The following is a 24,613-nucleotide window of genomic DNA, read 5'->3' as shown; positions in this document are numbered from 1 at the left end:
CGCACCAACGACCAGGGCCGGCATTGCGCACCGGCCCTCGCTCATCGTGACTGCCGCGCGCTCACCCTCGCGCCGGCAGAATCTCTCCGGCACACGCGCCGAACCCCACGCGATACCCGTCGCCCTGGCACCAGCCGACGAGCGTCAACTCATCGCCGTCCTCGATGAACGTGCGCGTGCCGCCCTCCTTCAACGCCAGCGGCTTCTTGCCGTTCCACGTCAGCTCCAGCAGGCTGCCGTACGAATCCTCGGTCGGCCCACTGATCGTCCCCGAGCCCATCAGGTCGCCCACCCGCGTATTGCAGCCCGCCACCGTGTGATGCGCGAGCTGCTGCGCCATCGTCCAGTACATGTATTTGAAGTTGGTCCGCGCGATCGTGCTCGCTTGCCGCGCGGGTTGCGCACGCAATGTCACTTCGAGGTGAATGTCGAACGCATGCTTTCCTCGATGCCGCAGATAGGCGAGCGGCTCTGGCTCCTGCACCGGCTGCGCGACGCGGAAGGGTTCGAGCGCATCGAGCGTGACGACCCACGGTGAGATCGTCGTCGCGAAGGTCTTCGCATTGAATGGGCCGAGCGGCACGTATTCCCATTGCTGGATGTCGCGCGCGCTCCAGTCGTTCAGCAGCACCATGCCGAAAATGTGCGCCTCCGCGTCCTCGCACGCGATCGGCTCGCCCAGCGCATTGCCGCCGCCGATGATGAAACCCGTCTCCAGTTCCATATCGAGCTTGCGGCTCGCGCCGAACACCGGACGCTCCCGGTCGGGCAACTTCAGCTGACCATTGGGACGACGCACCGGCGTCCCGCTCACGACCACCGACGAGGCCCGTCCGTTGTAGCCGATCGGCATCTCCGACCAGTTCGGCAGCAGCGCATTCTTCGGATCGCGGAACATCGCGCCGACATTGGTCGCGTGTTCCTTCGATGAATAGAAATCCGTGTAGCCCGGAATCTGCACCGGTAGATGCAGACGCGCATCGGCCGTGCGCACGAGCACCTTCGCGCGCAACGCGGCATCGTCGCGCAGCGTCGCGGCGTCGCGCGCGAGCAGTTCGCTCAGCTGGATACGCACGCTGCGCCACACGTCGCGGCCAAGCGCGATGAAATCGTTCAGCGCATCGCGCGCGAACACGTTGTGCGCCGGCACGTTCAGCAGACCCGCGGCCTGCAACGCGGCGAGATCGACGATCCGATCGCCGATCGCGACGCCCACGCGACGCGCGTCGTTGCCACGGTCGCTGAAAATGCCGAACGGCAGGTTCTGGATCGGGAAGTCGCCAGCCGGGTCGTTGGCCGACTCGATCCAGCTCTTGCGCGACGCATCGAGCGTCGCCTGGAGATCGTTCACCGCATTCATCGTTGCTCCGGATTGAAGTGTTTCTTGAGGCCTTGCCAGCACTCGGAGTAATGCGCCTGCAATTGCGCGGTTTCGAGCGCGAAGCGCGTCGGCTTGATCAGCGTGCGGGTCTCGAACATGAAGGCCATCGTGTCGTCGACCTTCTTCGGCACCGAGGTATCGATATGCGACGCCTTCTCGAACGTGTCCGCGTCCGGGCCGTGGCCCGTCATGCAATTGTGCAGGCTCGCGCCGCCGGGCACGAAGCCCTCGGCCTTCGCGTCGTAGACGCCATGCACGAGGCCCATGAACTCGCTCGCGACGTTGCGATGGAACCAGGGCGGCCGGAACGTATCTTCGGCGGCGAGCCAGCGCGGCGGGAAGATCACGAAGTCGATCGTATCGACGCCCGGCGTGTCGCTTTGCGATTGCAGCGCGAGGAAGATCGACGGATCAGGATGGTCGAAGCTGATCGAGCCGATCGTGTTGAAGCGGCGCAGGTCGTATTTGTACGGCGCATAGTTGCCGTGCCATGCGACCACATCGAGCGGCGAATGGCCGATGTCCGCGCGCCACAGATTGCCGTTCATCTTCGCGACGAGTTCGAACGCGCCTTCGCGGTCTTCGTACGCGGCGTGCGGCGTCAGGAAATCGCGCGGATTCGCGAGACCGTTGGAGCCGATCGGCCCCAGTTCCGGCAGACGCAGCAGCGCACCGAAGTTCTCGCAGATATACCCGCGCGCGCTGCCGTCCGGCAGGCTGACCGCGAAGCGCACGCCGCGCGGAATTACCGCGATCTCGAACGGCTCGATATCGACGTGGCCCATTTCGGTCGCGATATGCAGGCGCCCTTGTTGCGGCACGATCAGGAGCTCACCGTCGGCGCTGTAGAAGAAGCGATCGCGCATCGAGCGGTTCGCCGCGTACAGATGAATCGCGCAACCGCTCATCGCTTCGGCCGAGCCGTTGCCCGCCATCGTGACCCAGCCGTCGATGAAATCGGTCGGCGCAGTTGGCATCGGCAGCGGGTCCCAGCGCAGCTGGTTCGGCGGCGTCGGCGGCACCTCGGCGAAGTTCGCGACGAGCCGCTCCGACGGCATCGACGTGAACGGCTTGTGCATGGCCGCCGGACGAATCCGGTACAGCCACGAGCGACGGTTGTGACCGCGTGGCGCCGTAAACGCCGTGCCCGAAATCTGTTCGGCATACAAACCATAGGCCGCACGTTGCGGCGAATTGCGGCCGGTCGGCAACGCGCCCGGCAACGCCTCGGTCGCGAATTCATTCGCGAAACCCGACTGATAGCCAGGCTCGATTTCAGGCCGCAGGCGTTCGTCGGCCGGCGTACGTGTTGAGGTATCCATACAAGGTTCTCCGCGAGTTGCTCGATTCTTTCCCGGTCGCTACGTGATCTTTGCAGTCAGGCTCAGGCCGGCTCCGCTTCGGACGCGCGGTTGGGTTGCCGCGTCGCACCGGCGAGCACGACCACCAGCAGCGCCGAGCACAGCACCGGCAGCGCCGCCGCATGAAACAGCGCGGCATTCGACCAGTTCAACGCGATCAGCTGTCCGCCGACGAGCGGCCCGATCACTGAACCGATTCGGCCAATGCCGAGACTCCAGCCGATGCCGGTCGAGCGCAGCGCGGTCGGATAGAAATGCCCGGCAAGCGCATTGACGGCCGGCTGTCCGCCGACCACACAGAAGCCGCCCGCGAACACGACGACGAGCAGCCACGGCAGCACATGCGCGACCGCACCGATCGTGCCGACTGCGACCGTGGCTACCGCGAAGCACGCGAACAGCACGCGCACGAAACCCATGCGCTCGATGAACCAGCCGAGCAGCAGCGTGCCGATCACACCGCCCGTCTGCAGCACCGTGCCGACGATCACGGCCGTGCCCGGCGTGTAGCCGGCGTCGCGCATTACGGTGGGCAGCCAGTTCGACAGGAAGTACAGCACGATCAGGTTCATGAAGCTGATCGCCCAAAGAATCAGCGTGACCGGACCCCGGCCCGCGCGGAACAACTCGGCGACCGGCGCGCCGTCGCTGCGCTTTTCGCTGACGACGAGGCGCGTGTTCGCGTCGATCGGCAAGGCCGGCTCGAACTTCGCCAGCCAACTCACCGCGCGCTCGCTGCGGCCCTTCAGCACCAGAAACTGCAGCGACTCCGGCAGCATCGCCAGCATCGCAAACGCGAGCAGCAACGGCACCGCGCCGCCAACCCAGAACACCGCGCGCCAGCCATAGGCCGGAATCAGCGCAGCGCTGACGAAGCCGCCGACCGCCGCGCCGAGCGTGAAGCCGCACGACACCAACATCATGCGCTTGACGCGATGCGCGGGCGTCGAGAATTCGCCCACCAGCGCCATCGCGTTCGGCATGATGCAGCCGAGCCCGAGGCCCGTGATGAAACGCAGCGTGATCAGCGCGGGAATCGTCGCTACGAACGGCGTGGCGAGCATCGACAGCGAGAAGAAGAACGTCGCGCCGATCAGCACCGGTCGGCGGCCGATGCGGTCGGCCAGCACCGACAGCCCGAGCGCGCCCAGCAGCATGCCGAACAGGCTCGCGCTGAAAACCGGGCCAAGCGCGGTTTTCGCGACGTGCCATTCGGCGATCACGCTGGGCGCGACATAGCCCATCGCCTGCGCGTCGAAACCGTCGATCAGCAGACACAGCCCGCATAGCGCAAGCAGCATCGCCTGAAAAGTCGGGCGATCGGTTTCAGCGAGCACGCGCTCGACTTCGATCACATTGGCGGCGGGTTGGTCACTCATTGGGTCGTCCCCTCAGGCTGGCTAAAATTGCGTTTTACGAATAGTAAAACGAATTACGAATAGTGAAACTAACGTATACCCTTGGAAACACGCCCGCGAACCTCGTCATTCCGCGCTCAGCCCCGGCCGATAAGCGTGAGGCCAATAACGATATGAGCATTTTGTTAATCTGCGCAGGGCCCGTACTGCTACCATCAGTGAATGCGGCCATCGCGTCGCGCTGCCACGCGCCCGGTGCGCGTTCATCGTCGCCTTTCATTTGCCTTCATGATTTCGCCGACCATCCCCGATCTGATCGCCCGCGCCGCTCATCACCCGTTTCTCGGCGAGCATCTGGCATTGGGGCAAGGCGCACACGCCGGCATCGCGCTCGCGCATTTCGACGGCATCGAGCTCACGAGTGCCTACGAGCCGATCTTCGACATCAGCGTGCACGCGCTTGCGCAGTCGCTGTCATGCGGCCCGGAAGGGGTTGACCGCTTCGGCGATGAACTCGGCTTTCAGGCGGTCACGCACCGGCTCGACGCGCCGCCGTTCGAGGTGTTCGATCCTTTCGACAACATCGCCGACGATCAGCGGCTGGTCGCGCTAGACCGCATGTCGCGCGCGCTGCACGCAATCAACTTCTTCGGCCCGCAGCGGCATGGGTTGCTGTTTCTGCGGGTGCACGAGAGGCTGTTGAAGAGCGTGAAGTACGACCACGGCCTGCATTTTTCGAGCGTGCTGACCTCGTTCAATTTGAGTCCGACGCGCATCGTGATCGAGTTGCCGGCGGCGGCGGTCGCACACAAGACGTTCCTGGGCTATCTGACGCGCAGCTATCAGCACTACGGGTTCAAGGTGGCGGGCAATCTGTCGAACGCGGGGCAAATCCTGTCGGTATCCGAAACCGCGCGGCTCGACTTTATCAAGATGGATGCGGCGGCCGCATTGCGCGACGCGACCGTGAAGCCGCTCGTCGGCTACGCGGGCCGGCTGCGGGTGCCGCTGATTTTCAATCGCGTGATGGATGAGGCGCAATTCTCCGCGCTACAGCAGTACGACGTGCGGTTCGTGCAAGGGCCATTATTCAACGCGCATTATCACGACCGGGCGGCGTGACACGGTGTGGGCCCGGTTAACCGGGGCGCCCCGGCATTACCTCAGCCCGGCTCCCCCAGCCGCGCCGCGAGCGCCTTCAGGCGCGGCGCGACATTCTCGCGAAATACTTCCTCCCCCATCGACGACGCCGGCCCGCTGCAGCTGAGCACGAGCCAGCGCTTTTCGCGCGGCTCGCGAAACGGCACCGCGACTGCGTTCACGTCGTCATGCCACGCACGAAACGAGTAGCAGCATCGCTCGTTCGCGAACGCGGCGATCTCCTGTTCGGCTTCGGCGACGAGCATCGCCCCCACTCTGCCAGCCGCTTTTTTCAGTTCCGCGAGTAACGCGGTACGCGCCTCGGGCGGCTGCACGGCGAGATAGGCGCGGCCCATCGAGCTCGTCAGCATCGACAGTTTCGAGCCGGATGCGAGGCCGAGCGTCAATGCGGTTTCGCTGCGAATCGTCTCCAGATACACCATGTCGAGCCCGTCCCGGCACCCGAGCGAGACCGCCGCGCCGACCTCACGCGCCAGGCTACGCAGGTGCGGGCGTGCCAGTTCGAGCATGTCGGTGCCCGACAGCAGCGCGAAACCGAGCGACAGCACGCCCGCGTCGAGCGCATATTTGCCGTGTCTCTCGTCCAGCCGCAGATAGCCGAGCACGGTCAGCGTGTAGGCGAGCCGGTTCACGGTTGCCTTCGGCAACCCCGTGCGTTCGACGAAATCTCGATTGCCGAGCATCGTCTCGCCTGGCCGGAACACGCGCAACAGGTCCAGCCCGCGAGCAAGGGCGACGACAAATTTGCGTTCGTCGAGCGGAGCGGAGAAAGTGGATGGCAGCGTCATAGGGTGATACACTCGGGCGTCGTTTGCAAAACATTGTTTCGCAACGCGGAACTCTAGTCAAGCTGGTTCTGAGCGAGAAATCAGGAGATACGTCATGGCCGTAGCCGCGCAGTTTCACTGGGAAGACCCGTTACTGCTGGATCAGCAGCTCACCGAAGACGAACGTATGGTGCGCGATGCCGCTGCGGCTTACTCGCAGGACAAGCTGCTGCCGCGCGTGCTGGAGGCGTTCCGCCACGAAAAGACCGATATCGGGATCTTTCGCGAAATGGGCGAGCTTGGCCTGCTCGGTCCGACGATTCCCGAACAGTACGGGGGCCCCGGTCTGAACTATGTCGCGTACGGGCTGATCGCGCGTGAAGTGGAGCGCGTCGACTCCGGCTATCGCTCGATGATGTCGGTGCAGTCGTCACTGGTGATGGTGCCGATCTACGAATTCGGCTCGGACGCGCAGAAGGAAAAATATCTGCCGAAGCTCGCGCGCGGCGAGTGGATCGGCTGCTTCGGCCTGACCGAGCCGAACCACGGCTCCGATCCGGGCGGCATGGTCACGCGCGCGAAGAAGGTCGATGGCGGCTACTCGTTGTCGGGCTCGAAGATGTGGATCACCAATTCGCCGATCGCGGACGTGTTCGTCGTGTGGGCGAAGCTCGAGGAAGACGGCGAGGACAACATCCGCGGCTTCATTTTCGAGAAGGGCTGGAAGGGTCTGTCGGCACCGGCGATCCACGGCAAGGTGGGTCTGCGCGCGTCGATCACCGGCGAAATCGTGCTCGACGAAGCGTTCGTGCCGGAAGAGAACATCATGCCGGGTGTCAGCGGCCTGCGCGGTCCGTTCACGTGTCTGAACTCGGCGCGCTACGGCATCGCCTGGGGCGCGCTCGGCGCGGCCGAAGCGTGCTGGCACATCGCGCGCCAGTACGTGCTCGATCGCAAGCAATTTGGCCGGCCGCTCGCCGCGAACCAGCTGATCCAGAAGAAGCTCGCCGACATGCAGACCGAAATCACGCTCGGCCTGCAAGGCGTACTCCGCCTCGGCCGCATGAAGGACGAAGGCACGGCCGCGGTCGAAATCACCTCGATCATGAAGCGCAATTCGTGCGGCAAAGCGCTCGACATCGCCCGCCTCGCGCGCGACATGCTCGGCGGCAACGGCATTTCGGACGAGTTCGGCGTCGCGCGTCATCTGGTGAACCTCGAGGTCGTCAACACCTACGAAGGCACCCACGACGTTCACGCGCTGATCCTCGGCCGTGCGCAGACCGGTATTCAGGCGTTCTTCTGATTCCGATGCTGGTGCATCGATAATGCGAAAAAGCCGGTTCGTTCGAACCGGCTTTGTGTTTGATGCCGCGCCGCTTACGGGTTCGGCTGCGGCGTCAGGCGCAGGTACGGACGCAACGCCTTGTAGCCCTTCGGGAATTTCTGCTTGATGACTTCCTCGTCGTTCAGCGACGGCACGATCACGACGTCATCGCCCTGCTTCCAGTTGCCCGGCGTCGCGACCGAGTGACTGTCGGTCAGTTGCAGCGAATCGATCACGCGCAGCACTTCGTCGAAGTTGCGGCCGGTGCTCGCCGGATACGTGATGATCAGACGCACCTTCCTGTTCGGATCGATGACGAACAGCGAGCGCACCGTGAACGTTTCGTTCGCGTTCGGATGAATCATGTCGTACAGCCCGGAGACCTTGCGATCCCCATCCGCGAGAATCGGAAAACCGACGTTGGCGGCCTGCGTCTCGTTGATGTCCTTGATCCACTCCTTGTGCGACTCCGCGCTGTCGACCGACAACGCGATCGTCTTCACGTTGCGCTTTTCGAACTCGCCCGCGAGCTTCGCGGTCAGGCCCAGCTCGGTCGTGCAGACCGGCGTGAAGTCGGCCGGATGCGAGAACAGCACGCCCCAGCTATCGCCGAGCCACTCGTGGAACCTGATGCGGCCAATGCTCGACTCCTGTTCGAAATCCGGCGCAATGTCGCCAAGACGTAGACTCATAGTGCATCTCCTGTAGGTATTCGGAAGGTATCCGGATAAGGTCGCGGGCGTGTGCCCGCGGCGGCCCGTCACGATAAAGCATAAGGCCGCGGTGGTACATGGCGAACCAACATCGCGTCAGTACTTTATGCCTTTTTGTAATTTTCTCCCGTTTGACGGAAACTTTGCGGGACAGATCAACTCAATCCGATACCGGGCTGGAGCAGAGTGCCCTCAAACGGGTGTCTTGACGCCACACCCTGCCGGGAACGGATCGTGCGGCGGCGGCATGCAACCGGCACTATGCTCGCCAGCGACCGTTTCTTTGGTTACGATTTACGCGTAGCGTGAGACAAAGGGAGCTGTCAATGTCGGAAGTCAACAAGGAGAGATTGATGTCGGATATCAAAACCGTCCTCGCGGACGCTGAAGACCTGCTGAAACAGGCCGCGAGCGCTACCGGCGAACGCGCGTCGGAACTGCGCGAAACCGCGCTGACGCGCCTGAAGCAGGCGAAAGAAAAGGCAGCCGACGTTCAGGTCGTGGTCGTCGAAAAAGGCAAGAAGGCCGCCCGCGCCACCGACGACTACGTGCACGAGCATCCGTGGGCGTCGATCGGCATCGCCGCGGGCATCGGCGTGGTGGTCGGTCTGTTGATCAATCGCAAGTAAAGGCCGGTGAGGCCGCCGGAGCAGGCATGTCCGGCGCACCGGCGACACGGGCGGACCGGCGCGAGCCTCGCCGGTCCCCTTCTGCCGGCGCGCGCGCGCCGGCCAGGCCCTCACGCGCAACGCCCACAGCCATGACGACCGAAACACACTCGCAGCGCGCAGAACGCAGCCCGTTGCGCCGCATTCTCAGTTCCGTGTTTGCGATCCTGCAGACGCGGCTCGAACTGGTGGGCATCGAACTCGCCGAGGAAAAAGACCGCCTGCTCGGCGTGCTGTTTCTCGGTCTTGCCGCGATGATGCTCGCCACGATGGCCTTGATCGCGTTGACCGCACTCGTCGCCATTGCCTTCTGGGACACCTACCGATGGCAGGCGCTTGCCGGCATCACCGCGGTCTACGCGATTGCCGGGCTCGCCTGTGCGCTGAAGGCGCGCAGCGGTTTGCGCAACGCGCCGATGGTATTCGAAGCGACCATCGCGGAGTTCGAAAAGGATCGCGAAGCGTTTCGCAGCCGCGACTGATGGGAAAGTTCGTCTGCATCCGATCCATCGCCTCACCCTCACTGCCGCCGACACGCCATGAGCCCCTCCCGTCCTGATACCGCCTTTCGTAACAAGCGCCATCCGTCGAAGGATCTGAGCGCGCCGCATCTGCGGGCGCTGCGCAAGGAATTGCTGCTCGTGCGCGCGGACGTCGAGCGCGTCGAGCTCGCACAGGCCACCTTCGAACTGCGCCAGGCCGTCACGCATTTCAGCTGGCTCAGGTTCGTGATCCCCGGCTTCGGCGGCGTGCGCGTCGGTAAAGGGCAAAAGGCGAGCGTGCTCAACGCGGGCACGATCGGCGCCTTGCTCAAGCAGTACCCGCTCATCAGCTCGATCGCGTCGCTGTTGCTCGCCAAACCGCTGCGCGCGACGGTCGTCGCGAGCGCGAAACCCGCGCTCAAGTGGGGCAGCCTTGCGCTCGGCGCGTGGGAAGCGTTCCGGATCTGGCAACAGATGAAGAACGAGTCAGCGGCGGCGCGGGCGGCCTCTGCGGCTTCCGCTACAGCGCAGTCGGCGGCGGCGCAGGACGATTCGATGCGAAGCGGCTATTGAGGTCGTGACCGCTGCGAGTGCAGCGATCTATCGGACCTCCCGCTCGCAAGGTTGCGCGTGTCGGTCTTCAATCACCCGCTAACTGGTATTCCAGCATTCGCTGCTTGTGGGCGTCGCGCCGCTCGCATCGTTTCTATTGCCTCGCTGACCCGTCGCATCTAGCGTGAACGTGCCGCACGGGTCGTCGCGCATCGGGCCCGCTTCCGCGGGCGCCGCTTCGATCGAATAGCCGCCGTTCGTATCGTCCGCGGGCAGCACGCGCACTCGATACACCGGGGCGCCGAACTGCGGCGCCTGATCGATACCCGGTGGCAAGGCCGGCGCCCCATCGCTCGCCGCGGCCTCGACGAATTGCGCAGCCCGATATAACGCCGACGCCGCATCGATGCGATGCGTGCGCGCAATGTGGCTGCGATACGAAGGGATCGCAAACGCGGCGAGCGTGGCGGCAATCGCGAGCGCGATCACGAGTTCGAGCAGCGTGAATGCGGATGTGTTCTGCCTTTTCATACGTGTCCAGTCGGTGCGTTCCTCAGAATGGTCTTGCTGCAACGCGCCGCCAATGACGTTCGATCGCGCCATCTTCGGTCACGACCTCCATCTGCAACCAGACCTGCGACTCGCTGCTCCGCCCGAAGCCGCGCGCGGTCAGCAGATAAGCGCTGGCGTTGGGTCGACTCGCAAGACGCCAAGGCTCGATCAGGCATTGCGGCGCGCGCGATGATCCCGGCCATTGCGCGACAGGCGTGGTGGCGCCTGCGTCGAACGCGGTTTCAAGCCTCCATTGAGTCGGCTCGCCGGATGTGAGCGGTGCATCGGGCGCGTCGCCACTTGCCGATAGCACGTTGCGCTCGCACAAGCTCAGCGCCGAATCCGCCGCATGGAAAGCCTGCAGATAGTCGCGCACATTGGTCGCCGCGCGAGCGGCCGCGAGCGATGTTTCGAACCATATCGCGGACGTGGCGAGCATCATGGCCGAGATCAACAGCACGATGGCTAGCACGACGCCGCGTTGATGTGCCCGTCGGGCACCGCCCCGACAATTTTGCCTGCCTAAGTGTTTCGCTGTTCCGCCTGGCCCGCCGCATATGTCGTACGCGCGGCCGCGTTGCGTTGCTGTGCCGCGATCCATCACGACGACACCTCCGCGCGATTACGCAGCGCAACGCGGCGGGAAAATACCTGTCGAGGCCGCAAGTCGGTACCGAGTGTACTCACGCCATCGCAGTCGATGTACTTCGAACGCTGTCCTTGCGGCGCGCCGCGCACCAGCACGCAGACATCGACCGCAACGACGTTCGCCCATTGATCCGCCGCCACGGCCGACGCATTCACCGCATTCGCCGCGCCGTCCAGCCAGTAGCGCAACCGCACGCGCTCGACGCCTTCGACCAGCGGCTGCGCGGACCCCGCATTGCCGCTGCCCACGCAGTAAAGCTCCGGCTCGCCGGTCGAGCCGCTGACGTTGGCGAAGTAGCGATTGACCACCGGCGCGCCCTCATCGCCAAGGACCGCGTCGCTGCTTTTGACGGCTTGTCCGACACAGTCGGTGACCTGACCGCTCGACGATGGCCATGTCGACACGACGTCTGCGACGTAACGGATCGCGACGCCATCCGAGCCGGTGCTCAACGTGGTGCAAGCGAGGCTATCGTCGGCGCCGGTCGGACGACCGCCCGAGCAGCCGAATAGCGCAGGCGCCGCGTTGTAGCCAATGACATTGGCAGGGACGAAGCCGGCCATCTGCAATTGCTGGCCGATCAGCATCAGCGCGGTCAAGCCCGCTTCGCGAATCCGGGTCGCGTTGCTCGCCTGCACGAACGCGTTGCGCTGCGCCGTGTAAAGGGACACGGCACCCGCGATCACGATCAACCCGAGCGCCATCGCGATCAGGAATTCGATTAGCGTATGACCGAGTGGGCAATGCGGTCGCTTCATTTCGCGAACGCCAACGCGACACACGACGATCCAGCCGGTGCATCGACGTCGCCGCAAGGTTCCGCCGGCTGGGCGCTCGCATCGCCCAAAGCGGGCCGGTCCCGCACGGACGCCCACGTCACGCGCGCCGCCGCGACCGCGCCGCTCTCGCCAATCGATGCGTCGCCGTGCGGCAGCAGAACGCTCGCCCAGGTGCGCCATTGATTCAGCGCGACATCGCCCGTGGAAGGCGGGCGCGTCGCTTCGGCAATCGAGTCTGCTATCCACGCGGCGCTCTCGCGCAGCGTCATCGCGCGCGCTTCGCGTGCGGTCCACACCTGAACCGCGATCAAACCCAGCGCGCTCACCGCGACCAACGCGACCGCCAGCATCACCTCGATCAACGAGCTGCCATTACATGGCGATGCGTGCACACGCAAACCGGTCTTGATTGCGGGCTGTCTCATGACGTCGCTCCGCACGCGCCCTCCGAGATCCGTGCGCGACCTCCTGCAGCGACACTGATGCAGCGCCGCCACGGGTTCCCCTGCATCGATTTCGATGGGCTTCGCGGCGCGATATCAAAACTTCGAAACGCGCCGATCAGTTGCCCAGCCGGCGGCGTGAACATCATATCCGTCTGCACGCCGGTGATGCTCACCGCCGCGAGCGCCGGCTGCGCGCGCAACAACGACGGCTTGCCGCCACGTTCGGCGAATACGGCCCAGCCGCAGGCCCAGTCGGCGATGCCGCCGGCGCAGGGTTGGCCCGACGCGAGACAGACGCGCGCTGCATCGACGCGGCACACCGTGATGCGCGCACCGCGCCGCAGCGCCTCGCTGCGGGCGTAGGCGAACGTGGACAGCAGCGCCTTCGCGCGCGCGTCGACCTGATCGCGCATATGCCATGCGGCGAACGACGGCGCCGCCATCACGGCCATCAGCATCACGAGCGCTATCACCGCCAGCGTTTCGACGAGTGTGAAACCGGCGCGCGATGGCCGGCAAATCCCCTTGAATTTCATCTGCATGCCTGAGCGTTACGAACGGATGCAGCCAATCTAGCGATTTGCGAGCGCGCCGACCATCGTCCGAATGGCCAGGTGGCATTCAGACGTTAGCGCGCGCAACAATGCACGTGACGATCGATCACGGAGGCGGGAGAAGCGATGCGTGAAAAAAAGCGCGAAATGCGCGAGGCGATGGATGCGGATGACCGCAGCTCAGCTGCGACACGCGTGCGCTCAGCGCTTGCGGGAGGGCTTGGGCGGGGAAGAGGCGCGGCGGAATTCCTCGATCACGTCCTCGAATTCGGAGACGTCTTCGAAGCGCCGGTACACGGAAGCGAAACGGACGTAAGCGATCGTGTCGAGCGCGCGCAACTCGTTCATCACGAGTTCGCCGAGGCGCTCGCTACGCACCTCGCGCTCGCCGCTGCCGAGCAGCTGATACTCGATACGGGCGACAGCCGCTTCGATCGCGTCCACCGCAACCGGGCGCTTGCGCAGCGCCAGTTGCATGCTCGCGACGATCTTGCGGCGATCGAATTCCGTGCGCGTGCCGTCCTTCTTGACGACCGACGGCAACGCCAGCTCGACCCGCTCATACGTCGTGAAACGCTTGTCGCAGGCCGGGCAGCGGCGGCGCCGGCGGATCGTCGCGCCGTCTTCGGATACGCGCGAGTCGACGACTTGCGTATCGGCGTGGCGGCAGAAGGGGCAATGCATGGTTTAGCCGTAAACCGGAAAGCGCTTGGTCAGATCGGCGACCTGAGCCTTCACGCGCTCGACCGTCGCGGCATCTTCCGGGTTGTCCAGCACGTCGGCGATCAGGTTGCCGACCTGCTCGGCTTCCTTCACGCCGAAGCCGCGCGTGGTCATGGCCGGAGAACCGAGGCGGATACCCGAGGTCACGAACGGCTTTTCCGGATCGTTCGGGATCGCGTTCTTGTTGACAGTGATGTGTGCCGAGCCGAGTGCTGCTTCCGCAGCCTTGCCAGTGATCTTCTTCGCGCGCAGATCGACCAGCATCACGTGGCTTTCGGTGCGACCCGACACGATGCGCAGACCGCGCTTGACCAGCGTTTCAGCAAGCACACGCGCGTTCTCGACGACCTGCTGCTGATACGCCTTGAATTCCGGCGAAAGCGCTTCCTTGAACGCGACGGCCTTCGCGGCGATCACGTGCATCAACGGACCGCCCTGGATGCCCGGGAAAATCGCCGAGTTGATCGGCTTCTCGAACTCGGCCTTCATCAGGATCACGCCGCCGCGCGGGCCGCGCAGGCTCTTGTGCGTGGTAGTGGTGACGAAATCGGCGTGCGGCACCGGGTTCGGATAAACGCCCGCGGCGACGAGACCGGCGTAGTGCGCCATGTCGACCATGAAGTAGGCGCCGACCGACTTCGCGATCTTCGACATGCGTTCGAAATCGATGCGCAGCGCGAACGCGGACGCGCCCGCTACGATCAGCTTCGGCTTGTGTTCTTGCGCGAGCTTCTCGGCGGCGTCGTAGTCGATGTCTTCGGCTTCGTTCAGGCCGTAGCTGACCACGTTGAACCACTTGCCCGACATGTTGACCGGCGATCCGTGCGTGAGGTGGCCGCCGTGCGCAAGGCTCATGCCCATGATCGTGTCGCCCGGTTTGAGCATGGCGAAGAACACGCCCTGGTTCGCCTGCGAGCCCGAGTTCGGCTGCACGTTCGCGGCTTCGGCGCCGAACAGCTGCTTCACGCGGTCGATTGCCAGCTGCTCGGCAACGTCGACGTATTCACAGCCGCCGTAGTAGCGCTTGCCCGGATACCCTTCGGCGTACTTGTTCGTGAGTTGCGAGCCTTGCGCGGCCATCACGGCCGGGCTCGTGTAGTTTTCCGACGCGATCAGTTCGATGTGCTCTTCCTGACGGCGGTTTTCCTGCTCGATGACCTTCCAGAGTTCAGGATCGACGTTGGCGATGGTGCTTTGGGCTCTGTCAAACATACGGGTTCCGTTGAGTGTTTTCAGGTTGACCGGATCGTGCGCCGAATCCTGCGTAGAGGGTACACAGCGGGGTACGCAGCACTGTGGGCGGCGAGGCTTGCCCTGACGTGGCGAGTGGAGAGTCGCCGCATACGCGAGGCAGGCCAGCCACCGTCAGCGCAGATTAATGCGCGCGGTTCACGGCTGCCCAGGCGAACGGCAAAACGGCACCCTGCGCTTCACGGTGGGTTGTTCCACCTTGAACCCGATTGGTTGAATCGGCTGAGTCGGACGACTCGGTTCTATCGCCAGTCACGCAGGGTCGAGCGCGTTAGTGTATTGGAAGAGACCCGAATAGGCAACCGACTTGCGGGTGCTCCGGCGGCCGCTGGCGGGGCCTCCGGACGGTCCGGCGGCCCCGCCGCGCAACCATCTGAGGAAAGCGCGCCGGTCGCGCCGCGCACCCGTTGCGCGCCGCCGCGGCAGCCGCCGATCCGGCTCGTGCATCCTTGCCGCAGCGTGGCATTGGAAGTACGCTTTGGGCCTTTGTCTCTTACCGACCAGGGAACTGCAATGATCGTGTTTGTCACAGGAGCGTCGGCCGGATTCGGCGCCGCCATCGCCCGCTCGTTCGTCAAGGGCGGCCATCGTGTCGTCGCCACTGCACGCCGCAAGGACCGTCTGCAAGCACTCGCCGACGAACTCGGCGACGCGCTGCTGCCGTACGAGCTCGACGTGCGCGATCGCGCCGCCGTGGAAGCCGTGCCCGCCTCGCTGCCTGCGGACTTCGCCGCGATCGACGTGCTCGTCAACAACGCCGGCCTCGCGCTCGGCACCGAACCGGCTCACAAGGCAAGTCTCGATGAATGGAACACCATGATCGAGACCAATTGCACGGGCCTCGTGCAGGTCACGCATGCGCTGTTGCCCGGCATGGTCGAGCGCAACCGCGGGCATATCTTCAATCTGGGTTCGGTGGCGGGCCGCTGGCCGTACGCGGGCGGCAACGTGTACGGCGCGACCAAGGCGTTCGTGCGCCAGTTCAGCCTGAACCTGCGCGCCGAGCTCGCCGGCACCGCGCTGCGCGTGACCGACATCGAGCCGGGTCTGTGCGGCGGCACCGAATTCTCGAACGTGCGTTATCGCGGCGACGACGACAAGGCCGCCAAGGTCTACGAAAACGTGCAACCGCTGATGGCCGAAGACATCGCCGATTCCATCTACTGGATCGCCACGCGCCCAGCCCACGTCAACATCAACACCATCGAGCTGATGCCGGTCGCGCAGTCGTTCGCCGGCCTGTCCGTGCATCGCGGCTGAGTTTGAAGGCGGGCGGCGGCGGCCGCCGCTACCATCGGTCGCGCCGCCGCCCATCATCGTGCTGGCTTTTTCCTGCGGCACGTCGATAGCCGCTCCGCCAGTCCCGGCGCGGCCGGCAAAGCCGGCTCCTATCGCCGCCGACGCCCGCCACAAGCAACTCACACTTCGAAACAGACCCCGGGTTGTGCGTTCCGGTAGAATGCGCCGCATGAATATGTCGACCAGCCAGCCAGGCACGGAAATCGGCTATACGTGGCCCATCCGCGTGTACTACGAAGATACCGACGCCGGCGGCATCGTGTTTTACGCCAATTACCTGAAATTTTTCGAACGCGCTCGCACCGAATGGCTGCGCGCGTGCGGCGTCGACCAGCATCGGCTTGCGGAAGAAAACGACGCGATTTTCATCGTGCGCAGTACCGCGGTCGATTACCGGGCTCCGGCCCGGCTCGACGACATCGTGAAAATTGTCAGCCGGATCGAGCGTCTTGGCCGAGCTTCGGTAGACTTCGTGCAGGAAGCATGGCGCGAAGGCACGCTGCTTGCCACCGGTTCGGTCCGGGTTGGCTGTGTGGACCGCGCGACGCTGCGGCCAGCCGCGATCCCGCCGGCGGTTCTCGCCGCGCTGCGGCACGGGCCGGGCCTTGGCGAGAGCGCGGACTGAACGACGGCGGCATGTCAACGGACGATACCTGAGCCTCGTTGTTACGGGGCCAGTGAACTCATACCGGTCAGGTAACACAAAGCATGGTTCGGCTTCGATATCGCCGAAGCTTCCGTTTTGCCCACGGCAAGCTTGAAGCGGCCTTGCAGCCGGACGCCCCCTTCCCGGGACGTTAAAACGAACCTCTATGAACACTACACAAGATCTGTCGATCGTTTCACTCGTACTCAACGCGAGCCTGCTGGCCCAGGCCGTCATGGCTCTGCTGCTGTTGCTGTCGCTACTCTCCTGGACTTTCATCTTCCGCAAGTGGTTTGCGATTCGCCGGGCGCGCGCGCAAACTGAACGCTTCGAGCGTGATTTCTGGTCGGGCGGCGACCTGCAGGCCCTGTATCAGAGCGCCGCGAACAACCGTCACACGATCGGCGCGCTCGAGCGGATTTTCGAGTCCGGTATGCGTGAATTCCTGAAGGGCAAAGAGAAGCGCCTGAACGATCCGGGCGCGATTCTCGACGGCGCCCGGCGCGCGATGCGCGCGGCGTTCCAGCGCGAAATGGACGTGCTCGAAGCGAATCTCGCGTTCCTCGCGTCGGTCGGTTCGGTCAGCCCGTATATCGGTCTGTTCGGCACGGTGTGGGGGATCATGAATGCGTTCCGCGGCCTCGCCAACGTGCAGCAGGCCACGCTCGCGAACGTCGCGCCGGGCATCGCCGAGGCCCTGACCGCCACCGCGATCGGCCTGTTCGCCGCGATTCCGGCCGTGGTCGCCTACAACCGCTACGCGCACGACATCGACCGTCTGGCGATCCGTTTCGAAACCTTCATCGAAGAGTTCTCGAACATCCTGCAGCGCCAGGCACACTGAGGAGGCCAAGATGGCAGGCTCCCGTTCCTCCAGCATGCGCGGCTCGCGCTCGCGTCGCGCAATGGCCGACATCAACGTCGTGCCGTACATCGACGTGATGCTCGTGCTGCTAGTGATCTTCATGGTCACGGCGCCGCTCGTCGCGCCGTCGATCGTCAATCTGCCGACCGTCGGCGGCGCGGCGCCCCAACAGCAGACGCCACCCGTAATCGTCAACATCCGCGCCGACGGCAACATGAGCGTCAAGTACAAGGACGACTCCGGCACGCAGCAGCAGGAAGACATGACGAAGGCTGGCCTCAACGGTTTCATCGCCGATCGGGCACAATCGCACCCCGATCAGCCCGTCGTGATCGCCGCCGACAAAACCGTGAAGTACGAAGTCGTGATGAACGTGATGTCCGAGCTGAAGGCTCGGGGCGTCAAGCGCGTCGGATTGCTAGTCAAATCGCAATGATCCGCAAGAACTCCGAATACCCGCTTCAGCCGCCGCGTGAACGCGGCACCGGGCGAGCTTTTCTGTTCGCGCTGGTGATGCATGCGCTGCTCGGATTCTTCCTGTATCACGGCATCCAATGGCAGAACAGCACGCCAGAGGGCGAGCAAGCGGAACTGTGGACAGAGGTGCCGGATTCCGCGATTCCGCGTCCCGTCGTCACGCCGCCGCCCACGCCGGTCGCCCCTGCTCCGCCCGTGCGCGACGAACAGGCCGACATCGCGCTGCAGGAAAAGAAGCGCCAGCAGCAGGAAGCGGCTCGCGCGGCCCAACTGGCCGAACAGCAGCGCCAGTTGAAGCTGAAAGAGCAGCAGGAAGCGGAAGCGAAGCGTCAGCAACAACTGGCGGCCGAACAGGCGGCCCAGCTCGCGGCGCAAAAGGCCGCGAAGCTCAAGCAGCAGCAGGCGCAACAGCAGCAACAGCAGCAGGCCGAGAAGCTCAAGCAACAGCAGCTCGCCGAGCAGCAGAAGCAACAGCAACTGAAAGAACAGCAGGAGCAGCAGCAAAAGCAGGCTCAGGCAGAAGCGCAGAAGAAGGCCGAGGCGGAGAAAGCGGCGAAGGCCAAGGCGCAAGCCGATGCGGCCGCGCAGGCGAAAAAGCAGCTCGACAACGAACGTCGCGCGCGGCTTGCGCAGATGCAGGGTCTGGCTGGCGGCGTGGGCGGCAGCAGTTCGAGCAGCAACGGCCTAGGCAAGAGCGGAACGGGTAGCGGCTCGGGCGGCACGGCGGCATCGCCGGGTTACGCGGACAAGGTACGACGGCTGGTGCTTCAGCATGTGAACTGGGGCGGCGAAACGGAAGGTCTCGAAACCGTGATCGCCGTGCGTTGTTCGCCGGACGGCAATCAGCTGAGCGCAAACATTACCCACAGCAGCGGCAATGCCGCGTGGGACGCCGCCGCGTTGCGGGCGGTGAGAGCCTCCGATCCGATGCCTCGGGACGTCAATGGCAAGACGCCGGACTACTTCACTATCACGCTGCGTCCGGCGGCTTGATGTGCAGGCTGACAGCCGACCGGCGGCCAACGCCGCGCCCCACCCGGCGCGGCGTTGCGCGGGAACGAAATAACCGTTTTCCGGTCTGTCTGCTGTCTTCGAGTATTAAGTAAAACCGTTTTGAGGAACCCATACAGCATGAGTTTGATGACCAAGCTAGGCCTGCGAACACTCGTGGCAACGTGCCTGATCGGCGTCGGCGGCGCCGCCAACGCACAACTCAACGTCCTCGTGACGGGCGTCGGATCCACTCAGTTTCCGATCGCAACGGCGAATTTCGCCAATGAAGCGAACTCCCCGCAGCAGGTCAGCACGATCGTGCGTCAGGATCTGCAACGCAGCGGCAAATTCACGAATATCGACGCAGGCTCGACGCCGGTGTCCGAGACCGATTCCGTCGACCTCGGCGCATGGAAGGCGAAGGGCGCCAACGCGTTCGTCGCGGGCAGCGTGAACCGCCTGCCGAACGGCCAGTACGAAGTGCGCTTCAAGCTGTACGATACGGTCAAGGGCGAAAGCCTCGGCGGCCTCGTGCTGGTGAGCCCGGAAAGCGGTCTGCGCATGAGCGCGCACAAGGTCGCGGACTACATTTACGCCAAGCTGATGGGCAATCGCGGCGTGTTCGCCACGCGCCTGTCGTATGTGATCAAGTCGGGCAACCGCTACCAGCTGCAGATCTCGGATTCGGACGGTCAGGACGCGCACATCGCGCTGTCGAGTCCCGAGCCGATCATCTCGCCGGCCTGGTCGCCCGACGGCACCAAGGTCGCTTACGTGTCGTTCGAGAAGAAGAAGCCGATCGTCTATATCCACGACCTGCCCACGGGCCGGCGCATCGTCGTATCGGACCAGAAGGGCAACAACAGTGCGCCGGCGTGGTCGCCGGATGGCCGCACGCTCGCTGTCGCGCTGTCGCGTACCGGCAATACGCAGATTTTCGCGGTCAACGCGGACGGCAGCGGTCTGCGTCGTCTGACGCAAGGCAGCTCGATCGACACCGAGCCGACCTACTCTCCTGACGGTCAGTGGATCTATTTCACGAGCGACCGCGGCGGCGCACCGCAGATCTACAAGATGCCGGCGCAAGGTGAAAGCGCGGGCGGCGCGCAACGCGTCACGTTTACGGGCAACTACAACACCAGCCCGCGTGTGAGTCCTGACGGCAAGGAGCTTGCCTACATCTCGCGCGTCGGCGGTGCGTTCAAGCTGTACATCCAGGACCTGCAAGGCGGAACCGCCACGGGCCTGACGGACACGACACATGACGAATCGCCGAGCTTCGCGGCGAACGGTCAGTACATTCTTTACGCCACTCAGGTGAACGGCCGTGGCGTGTTGGCCGCAGTATCGACCGACGGTCGCACTCGGCAGGTCCTGTCCGTTCAGGGGGGCAGCGTACGCGAGCCGTCCTGGGGCCCGTTTATGCAATAACGTTGATGCAATAACACAAGGAGAGTAATCAAATGATGTCCAAACTTCGTTTCGCATTCGCCGTCGTGATGGTCGGTGCACTGGCCGCATGTCACTCGGGCGTCAAGCTCGACGAAAACGCCAACAAGGGCGCAGGCTCGGCCCAACCGAACCCGAACGACGTCGCGACGGTCAACGTCGACCCGCTGAACGATCCGAACAGCCCGCTCGCGAAGCGCAGCATCTACTTCGACTTCGACAGCTACTCGGTGAAGGATGACTATCAACCGCTGCTGCAACAACACGCGCAATATCTGAAGAGCCACCCGCAGCGTCACGTGCTGATCCAGGGCAACACCGACGAGCGCGGCACCAGCGAATACAACCTCGCACTCGGCCAGAAGCGTGCTGAAGCCGTGCGTCGTTCGCTGTCGCTGATGGGCGTGTCGGATTCGCAAATGGAGGCCGTGAGCCTCGGCAAGGAAAAGCCGCTGGCAACGGGTCATGACGAAGCGTCGTGGGCACAGAACCGCCGCGCCGACCTCGCATATCAACAGTAAGTCCCAACGGGTGATGAGCCGAATGACGCATCGTTTCTCCTGGCTGCGGTTTGCCGCAGTGGCCTGCGTCGCGGGCACGGCCCTCACGGCCGTGCCCGCCCATGCGGGCATGTTCGACGACGATCAGGCCCGCCAGGCCATTCTCGATCTGCGCTCGAAGACCGATAGTCTGTCGAGCCAGCTATCGGCGGCGCAACGCACGATCCTCGATCAGTCCAACCGTCTCGACCAGCTCAACCAGCAGGTCGCGACGCTGCGCGGACAGAACGAGGACATGGCGAACCAGCTCACGACGCTGCAAAAGCAGCAGAAGGACTACTACACCGATCTCGACACGCGCCTGAAGAAATTCGAGCCGCAGCAGCAGACGGTGGACGGCGTCCAGGGCGAGGTGCAGCCGGGTGAAACAGACGCGTTCAACGCGGCTTCACAGCAATTCCGCAGCGGCGACTTCAAGAACGCGGCGGCATCGTTCCGCAGCTTCATCTCCAAATATCCGAACAGCCCCTATCAGCCGACCGCGCAATACTGGCTCGGCAACGCGCTGTATGCACTGCGCGACTACAAGGGTTCGACGGCGGTTTGGCAAGGTGTCGTGAAGAACTATCCGCAGCATCCGCGTGCACCGGAAGCGCTGCTCGCGATCGCGAACAATCAGCTCGAACAAGGCCAGAAGGCCGCGGCGAAAAAAACGCTCGAGCAGATCGTCGCGCAATACGCCGGCTCGGACGTCGCGCAGTCGGCGCAGAACAAGCTGTCGCAGATCAAGTAGATCGTGGTGCTGGATTGATCACGTTTTGATGTAGTTGGCAGTAACGCGCAGTGTCCGAATTGATAACCATGCGCGCCTCTCGCTGGAAAGCCCGGGTAGTGATGCCCGGGCTTTCCATTTTGGGTCGATGGTCTTGCAGAGTTGACAGGGCATTGGTGCGCCGATATAATTTCGCTTCTCTTTTGGGTCGTTAGCTCAGCTGGTAGAGCAGCGGACTTTTAATCCGTTGGTCACAGGTTCGAATCCCGTACGGCCTACCAAAGACACCTCTTCCCGCAAGGGAAGGAAAATCAAGCACTTGCGATTTATCGCGGTGCTTTTTTTTCGTCTGTCGTACGTGCTTCGGCGTCAAAAACTGGCCTTTGCCGGAAATTTGCCGGAACGGAACAATCCAGACCAAGCGAACTCAACCTTTCGCATGGGAATCTGGATGGCATACATCAGTCAACGCGGCGCCTACTGGCGTGCCGAAGTCCGCAAGCGCGGGCACAAACCGATCTACCGGACGTTTGACACCAAGCAGCAGGCTCGCGATTGGGCTCAGCGCGTCGAGGCCGAAATTTCCCTCAACATCTTTGTTGATCGCTCTGAGGCCGAGCGCACCACGTTGGGGGAAGCACTCGACAGATACGCCCGCGAGATCGTGCCGACCAAACGCTACCCGAGCCAAGAACTGACTCGCATTGCGCGTTGGAAGAAAAATGACCTCGCCTGGCGACCACTGGCGGCTTTGCGTGGCGTCGATTTTGCGAAATACCGAGATGCCCGCCGAGCAGCTGGCCGGGCCGAAAATACAATCCGCCTAGAACTCCAGGTCATCAGCCACCTGTTTGAGATCGCTCGCAAGGAGTGGGGATTCGAGACGCTCATGAATCCCTTGAAAAACATTCGCAAGCCCACTGGTAGTCGGGCCAGAGATCGCCGCCTTCTGCCTGGTGAGTTCGATGCGCTACGTACGCGCCTTGCTGCAAGCAACAACCCTTGGGCGGCTCCTGCGTTCGAACTGGCGGTCGAAACAAGCCTGCGCCAAGGTACGCTGTTTAACGTGCGTTGGGAGTGGGTCAAGATCCAGGACCGCATGATCGAGTTTCCGCCCGAAGCACGCGGTGCTGACAACAAGGGAGTCCCTGCTCGTCTCCCGCTGACACGCCGCGCCGCAGATGTTCTCCGCGCCCTCGCCGCCCTCTGGCAACGCGACAGATTCATCGATCCCGAACTGTGCCAGTTAGGCCCGGTGAATGTCGATCCGGATAAGCTGAGCGGCCCGGTTTTCGGTACATCGTGTAACGCCGTCCAGCTAGTCTGGAAGCGCATCGTGAAAAGCGAGAATGGTTTCCCCAACCTCCGCTGGCATGATCTGCGCCATGAAGCAGCGAGCAGGCTTTTCGAGAAAGGACTCCACCCACTTGAGGTCGCCAGCGTTACGGGCCACCGGTCCATGCAGATGCTGAAACGGTACACGCACCTGAATCCTGCCGACTTGCTCACAAAGCTTGGGTAGCCAATACGTCCAATCGGCATCCCGCAGGTTGTCATGCACTACGGGAGTGCCGCGATTGACCGCCCTCGACCAAAGCTGCCCGATGGCTATCTGCAAAGCGGTCGTTCAGCGGTCGACTCGGCGGGCCCCGGTTAGCTATTGGGAAATGTTCCAACCTGCGCCTCGGAGGCCACAACGTTGATCCACTCGCGCTTTTCAAGCTCCGATAGTGGCGGTGGATTAAATGGGTGGTCCTTGTTGAACAGAACGTTCAGATGGACTAGGTCTTCGGGACTAGGGGTAAGGAAGAAAACACATTCAAACGGATGCTTCCGTTCCAGAAAATATCGACGCAAAACGTCGAGTGCCGCTCCGTTTGGATTGTATTGTTCGTGCGTCACATATAAGAGAAAATCAATCGGAACCTCGTGGTTCAAACGATACTTGTCTATCTTCCTCTGAACACCTTCGAAAATTGCGTCTGCGTAAGGGACAGGTTGATGTCGCCGATGCCCGGGTCGGAAAGGGATCTCGCCCGATTTCGGGATCACGACCTCCATCAACTCCAGGTGAACCTGTCCGCCAGGAAGTGTGAGAAGAAAATCCAAGTCTTTCGTCCCACCGTCCTGAATGTTCAAGAACTTCGCGCCGGTTTTCTCGAATTCTCGAACAAAGAATCCTAGGATCTTACGCTCGATCTCCTTTTGGTCTGGGGGCCACACGATCTTTGCTTGCTGGCCAACTATCGTTCCTTCTGCGCTGACGGTGACCGTGAAAGGTCCAGCCGTTCCTGATGGTTTCTTGGCCATGGCTATGTACTCAAGGTATTAGTCGTAGTGAAGGAGGCCCTTCGATCTGCGGAACTTTCCGAGCTCTCCGATATAAGCGATAACCGGGTAGGGTTCTAGGAAACAGGATTGTCAGCAATCTAGCCGCATATGTCGAGCGGCTGTTCCTGGCCGGCTGCTGCCTGACGTCGAGGGGCGGCACGCGACCCGCCTTGGCCGTTCAGTCGCAATTTGCGGCCGTCCGGTTCTGTATGGCTTGATGACGTTCGGCTTAGGGAGTAGGAGCAGGGTCAAACTGCCAGAGCGGCAAATGCCATCCAAGAAAAGATGTTCCTTCACGCTCTCAAATTTTGTCGCGTGAGGCCCTCCCAAGGCGAGGGGCGAGCAAGCGTACACTGCTAGTCAGTAAGCTATCCGATGGCGTGCTTGTTTGCCTTTCCAGAAGTTAGGCCGTCTATGAACAGAACTTACGCCTACAAAGGCTTCGAAGTGACCGTGGGTCTGGCCCCCCGCGTCACAATGGTTGTCGCCTGGATAAAATTGGAATCTGGGGGCGATAAAGAGAGAACAAGTTGGCGCGTTACGGAAATACATTCAAG

The 24,613-nt window shown here is 63.2% G+C and carries 27 protein-coding genes, 1 tRNA gene and 1 riboswitch; of the genes, 15 read left to right on the top strand and 13 right to left on the bottom strand.

Annotated features, from left to right (window positions below; all coding sequences use genetic code 11):
* Window positions 1-61: 61 nt before the first annotated feature.
* The 3 genes from fahA to HDG39_RS18660 all read right to left on the bottom strand — a co-directional run bounded on the left by fahA (window position 62) and on the right by HDG39_RS18660 (window position 4,121).
* Window positions 62-1,360 carry a fumarylacetoacetase gene (fahA, locus tag HDG39_RS18670; protein ID WP_184007535.1) on the bottom strand — a complete coding sequence of 433 codons (1,299 nt, stop codon included), beginning with the start codon at window positions 1,358-1,360 and terminating at the stop codon, window positions 62-64.
* Entirely contained in the window at window positions 1,357-2,703 is a 1,347-nt protein-coding gene (gene hmgA / locus HDG39_RS18665) for a homogentisate 1,2-dioxygenase (RefSeq protein ID WP_184007533.1), read from the bottom strand. Before hmgA ends, fahA begins: the two co-directional genes overlap by 4 nt.
* A gap of 62 nt (window positions 2,704-2,765) precedes the next feature.
* Window positions 2,766-4,121, bottom strand: coding sequence for an MFS transporter (locus HDG39_RS18660; protein ID WP_184007531.1), 1,356 nt, complete (start codon window positions 4,119-4,121; stop codon window positions 2,766-2,768).
* A gap of 267 nt (window positions 4,122-4,388) precedes the next feature.
* Here HDG39_RS18660 and HDG39_RS18655 point away from each other — a divergent pair, with 267 nt between their 5' ends.
* Window positions 4,389-5,222 carry an EAL domain-containing protein gene (locus tag HDG39_RS18655; protein WP_184007529.1) on the top strand — a complete coding sequence of 278 codons (834 nt, stop codon included), beginning with the start codon at window positions 4,389-4,391 and terminating at the stop codon, window positions 5,220-5,222.
* A 41-nt stretch (window positions 5,223-5,263) separates the two neighbouring features.
* Here the strand turns inward: HDG39_RS18655 and HDG39_RS18650 are convergent, their stop codons facing one another.
* Window positions 5,264-6,049, bottom strand: coding sequence for an IclR family transcriptional regulator (locus HDG39_RS18650; protein ID WP_184007527.1), 786 nt, complete (start codon window positions 6,047-6,049; stop codon window positions 5,264-5,266).
* A 94-nt stretch (window positions 6,050-6,143) separates the two neighbouring features.
* Here HDG39_RS18650 and HDG39_RS18645 point away from each other — a divergent pair, with 94 nt between their 5' ends.
* Complete coding sequence (locus tag HDG39_RS18645) at window positions 6,144-7,334, top strand: acyl-CoA dehydrogenase (RefSeq protein WP_184007525.1); 1,191 nt, start codon at window positions 6,144-6,146, stop codon at window positions 7,332-7,334.
* Between the two features lie 74 nt (window positions 7,335-7,408).
* On the opposite strand, the gene HDG39_RS18640 is transcribed toward HDG39_RS18645, so the two are convergent.
* Window positions 7,409-8,047 carry a peroxiredoxin gene (locus tag HDG39_RS18640; protein ID WP_184007523.1) on the bottom strand — a complete coding sequence of 213 codons (639 nt, stop codon included), beginning with the start codon at window positions 8,045-8,047 and terminating at the stop codon, window positions 7,409-7,411.
* 347 nt (window positions 8,048-8,394) lie between these two features.
* Between HDG39_RS18640 and HDG39_RS18635 the strand changes: the two genes are divergently transcribed.
* The 3 genes from HDG39_RS18635 to HDG39_RS18625 all read left to right on the top strand — a co-directional run bounded on the left by HDG39_RS18635 (window position 8,395) and on the right by HDG39_RS18625 (window position 9,791).
* Window positions 8,395-8,697 (top strand): ElaB/YgaM/YqjD family protein, encoded by a 303-nt coding sequence (locus HDG39_RS18635; protein WP_026225611.1) that lies wholly within the window; start codon window positions 8,395-8,397, stop codon window positions 8,695-8,697.
* A gap of 131 nt (window positions 8,698-8,828) precedes the next feature.
* A complete protein-coding gene (locus HDG39_RS18630; RefSeq protein WP_018419515.1) occupies window positions 8,829-9,218 on the top strand; it encodes a phage holin family protein in 390 nt (129 codons plus the stop codon).
* Window positions 9,219-9,275: 57 nt separating this feature from the next.
* Entirely contained in the window at window positions 9,276-9,791 is a 516-nt protein-coding gene (locus HDG39_RS18625; RefSeq protein ID WP_184007521.1) for a DUF3318 domain-containing protein, read from the top strand.
* A 78-nt stretch (window positions 9,792-9,869) separates the two neighbouring features.
* On the opposite strand, the gene HDG39_RS18620 is transcribed toward HDG39_RS18625, so the two are convergent.
* From HDG39_RS18620 to glyA, 7 genes are all read right to left on the bottom strand, one after another.
* Window positions 9,870-10,301, bottom strand: coding sequence for a type IV pilin protein (locus HDG39_RS18620; protein WP_184007519.1), 432 nt, complete (start codon window positions 10,299-10,301; stop codon window positions 9,870-9,872).
* A 22-nt stretch (window positions 10,302-10,323) separates the two neighbouring features.
* The gene (locus HDG39_RS18615; RefSeq protein ID WP_184007517.1) at window positions 10,324-10,794 is read right to left on the bottom strand and encodes a pilus assembly PilX family protein; all 471 of its coding nucleotides are present in this window, start codon (window positions 10,792-10,794) and stop codon (window positions 10,324-10,326) included.
* Window positions 10,795-10,922: 128 nt separating this feature from the next.
* Window positions 10,923-11,729 (bottom strand): PilW family protein, encoded by an 807-nt coding sequence (locus HDG39_RS18610; RefSeq protein WP_184007515.1) that lies wholly within the window; start codon window positions 11,727-11,729, stop codon window positions 10,923-10,925.
* Window positions 11,726-12,175: a type IV pilus modification PilV family protein gene (locus HDG39_RS18605; RefSeq protein ID WP_184007514.1), complete on the bottom strand. Its 450-nt coding sequence runs from the start codon at window positions 12,173-12,175 to the stop codon at window positions 11,726-11,728. Before HDG39_RS18605 ends, HDG39_RS18610 begins: the two co-directional genes overlap by 4 nt.
* Complete coding sequence (locus HDG39_RS18600; protein ID WP_184007512.1) at window positions 12,172-12,738, bottom strand: GspH/FimT family pseudopilin; 567 nt, start codon at window positions 12,736-12,738, stop codon at window positions 12,172-12,174. The genes HDG39_RS18605 and HDG39_RS18600 overlap by 4 nt, the downstream gene beginning before the upstream one ends.
* Before the next feature lie 213 nt (window positions 12,739-12,951).
* A complete protein-coding gene (gene nrdR, locus HDG39_RS18595; RefSeq protein WP_008919734.1) occupies window positions 12,952-13,434 on the bottom strand; it encodes a transcriptional regulator NrdR in 483 nt (160 codons plus the stop codon).
* 3 nt (window positions 13,435-13,437) lie between these two features.
* Window positions 13,438-14,685 carry a serine hydroxymethyltransferase gene (gene glyA / locus HDG39_RS18590; protein ID WP_184007510.1) on the bottom strand — a complete coding sequence of 416 codons (1,248 nt, stop codon included), beginning with the start codon at window positions 14,683-14,685 and terminating at the stop codon, window positions 13,438-13,440.
* A gap of 178 nt (window positions 14,686-14,863) precedes the next feature.
* Window positions 14,864-14,990, bottom strand: a riboswitch (ZMP/ZTP riboswitch).
* 247 nt (window positions 14,991-15,237) lie between these two features.
* Between glyA and ydfG the strand changes: the two genes are divergently transcribed.
* The 10 genes from ydfG (at window position 15,238) to HDG39_RS18540 (ending at window position 23,247) form a co-directional block, all read left to right on the top strand.
* Window positions 15,238-15,984, top strand: coding sequence for a bifunctional NADP-dependent 3-hydroxy acid dehydrogenase/3-hydroxypropionate dehydrogenase YdfG (ydfG, locus tag HDG39_RS18585; RefSeq protein ID WP_184007508.1), 747 nt, complete (start codon window positions 15,238-15,240; stop codon window positions 15,982-15,984).
* 199 nt (window positions 15,985-16,183) lie between these two features.
* Window positions 16,184-16,648 carry a tol-pal system-associated acyl-CoA thioesterase gene (gene ybgC / locus HDG39_RS18580; RefSeq protein WP_184007506.1) on the top strand — a complete coding sequence of 155 codons (465 nt, stop codon included), beginning with the start codon at window positions 16,184-16,186 and terminating at the stop codon, window positions 16,646-16,648.
* 187 nt (window positions 16,649-16,835) lie between these two features.
* Window positions 16,836-17,513: a protein TolQ gene (gene tolQ / locus HDG39_RS18575; RefSeq protein ID WP_006047860.1), complete on the top strand. Its 678-nt coding sequence runs from the start codon at window positions 16,836-16,838 to the stop codon at window positions 17,511-17,513.
* Between the two features lie 10 nt (window positions 17,514-17,523).
* Window positions 17,524-17,970 (top strand): protein TolR, encoded by a 447-nt coding sequence (gene tolR, locus HDG39_RS18570; RefSeq protein WP_026225609.1) that lies wholly within the window; start codon window positions 17,524-17,526, stop codon window positions 17,968-17,970.
* Window positions 17,967-19,004: a cell envelope integrity protein TolA gene (tolA, locus tag HDG39_RS18565; protein WP_184007504.1), complete on the top strand. Its 1,038-nt coding sequence runs from the start codon at window positions 17,967-17,969 to the stop codon at window positions 19,002-19,004. Before tolR ends, tolA begins: the two co-directional genes overlap by 4 nt.
* Window positions 19,005-19,142: 138 nt before the next feature.
* Complete coding sequence (gene tolB / locus HDG39_RS18560) at window positions 19,143-20,435, top strand: Tol-Pal system beta propeller repeat protein TolB (protein ID WP_184007502.1); 1,293 nt, start codon at window positions 19,143-19,145, stop codon at window positions 20,433-20,435.
* A 32-nt stretch (window positions 20,436-20,467) separates the two neighbouring features.
* On the top strand, window positions 20,468-20,974 hold the full coding sequence (pal, locus tag HDG39_RS18555) for a peptidoglycan-associated lipoprotein Pal (RefSeq protein WP_018419502.1): 507 nt from the start codon (window positions 20,468-20,470) through the stop codon (window positions 20,972-20,974).
* Between the two features lie 22 nt (window positions 20,975-20,996).
* Window positions 20,997-21,746 (top strand): tol-pal system protein YbgF, encoded by a 750-nt coding sequence (gene ybgF, locus HDG39_RS18550; protein ID WP_184007500.1) that lies wholly within the window; start codon window positions 20,997-20,999, stop codon window positions 21,744-21,746.
* Window positions 21,747-21,930: 184 nt separating this feature from the next.
* Window positions 21,931-22,006: transfer RNA gene (locus tag HDG39_RS18545), tRNA-Lys, on the top strand.
* Window positions 22,007-22,044: 38 nt separating this feature from the next.
* Window positions 22,045-23,247, top strand: coding sequence for a site-specific integrase (locus tag HDG39_RS18540; protein ID WP_184007498.1), 1,203 nt, complete (start codon window positions 22,045-22,047; stop codon window positions 23,245-23,247).
* 131 nt (window positions 23,248-23,378) lie between these two features.
* Here HDG39_RS18540 and HDG39_RS18535 read toward each other — a convergent pair whose 3' ends face one another.
* Window positions 23,379-24,035: a hypothetical protein gene (locus HDG39_RS18535; protein ID WP_184007496.1), complete on the bottom strand. Its 657-nt coding sequence runs from the start codon at window positions 24,033-24,035 to the stop codon at window positions 23,379-23,381.
* Between the last annotated feature and the right edge of the window lie 578 nt (window positions 24,036-24,613).

The organism is Paraburkholderia lebeckiae (assembly GCF_014201005.1).
In the GTDB taxonomy this organism is placed as follows: Bacteria; Pseudomonadota; Gammaproteobacteria; order Burkholderiales; family Burkholderiaceae; genus Paraburkholderia; species Paraburkholderia tuberum.
The sequence above is the reverse complement of the archived record's forward strand: the minus strand, read 5'-3'. Positions and strand labels throughout refer to the sequence as shown.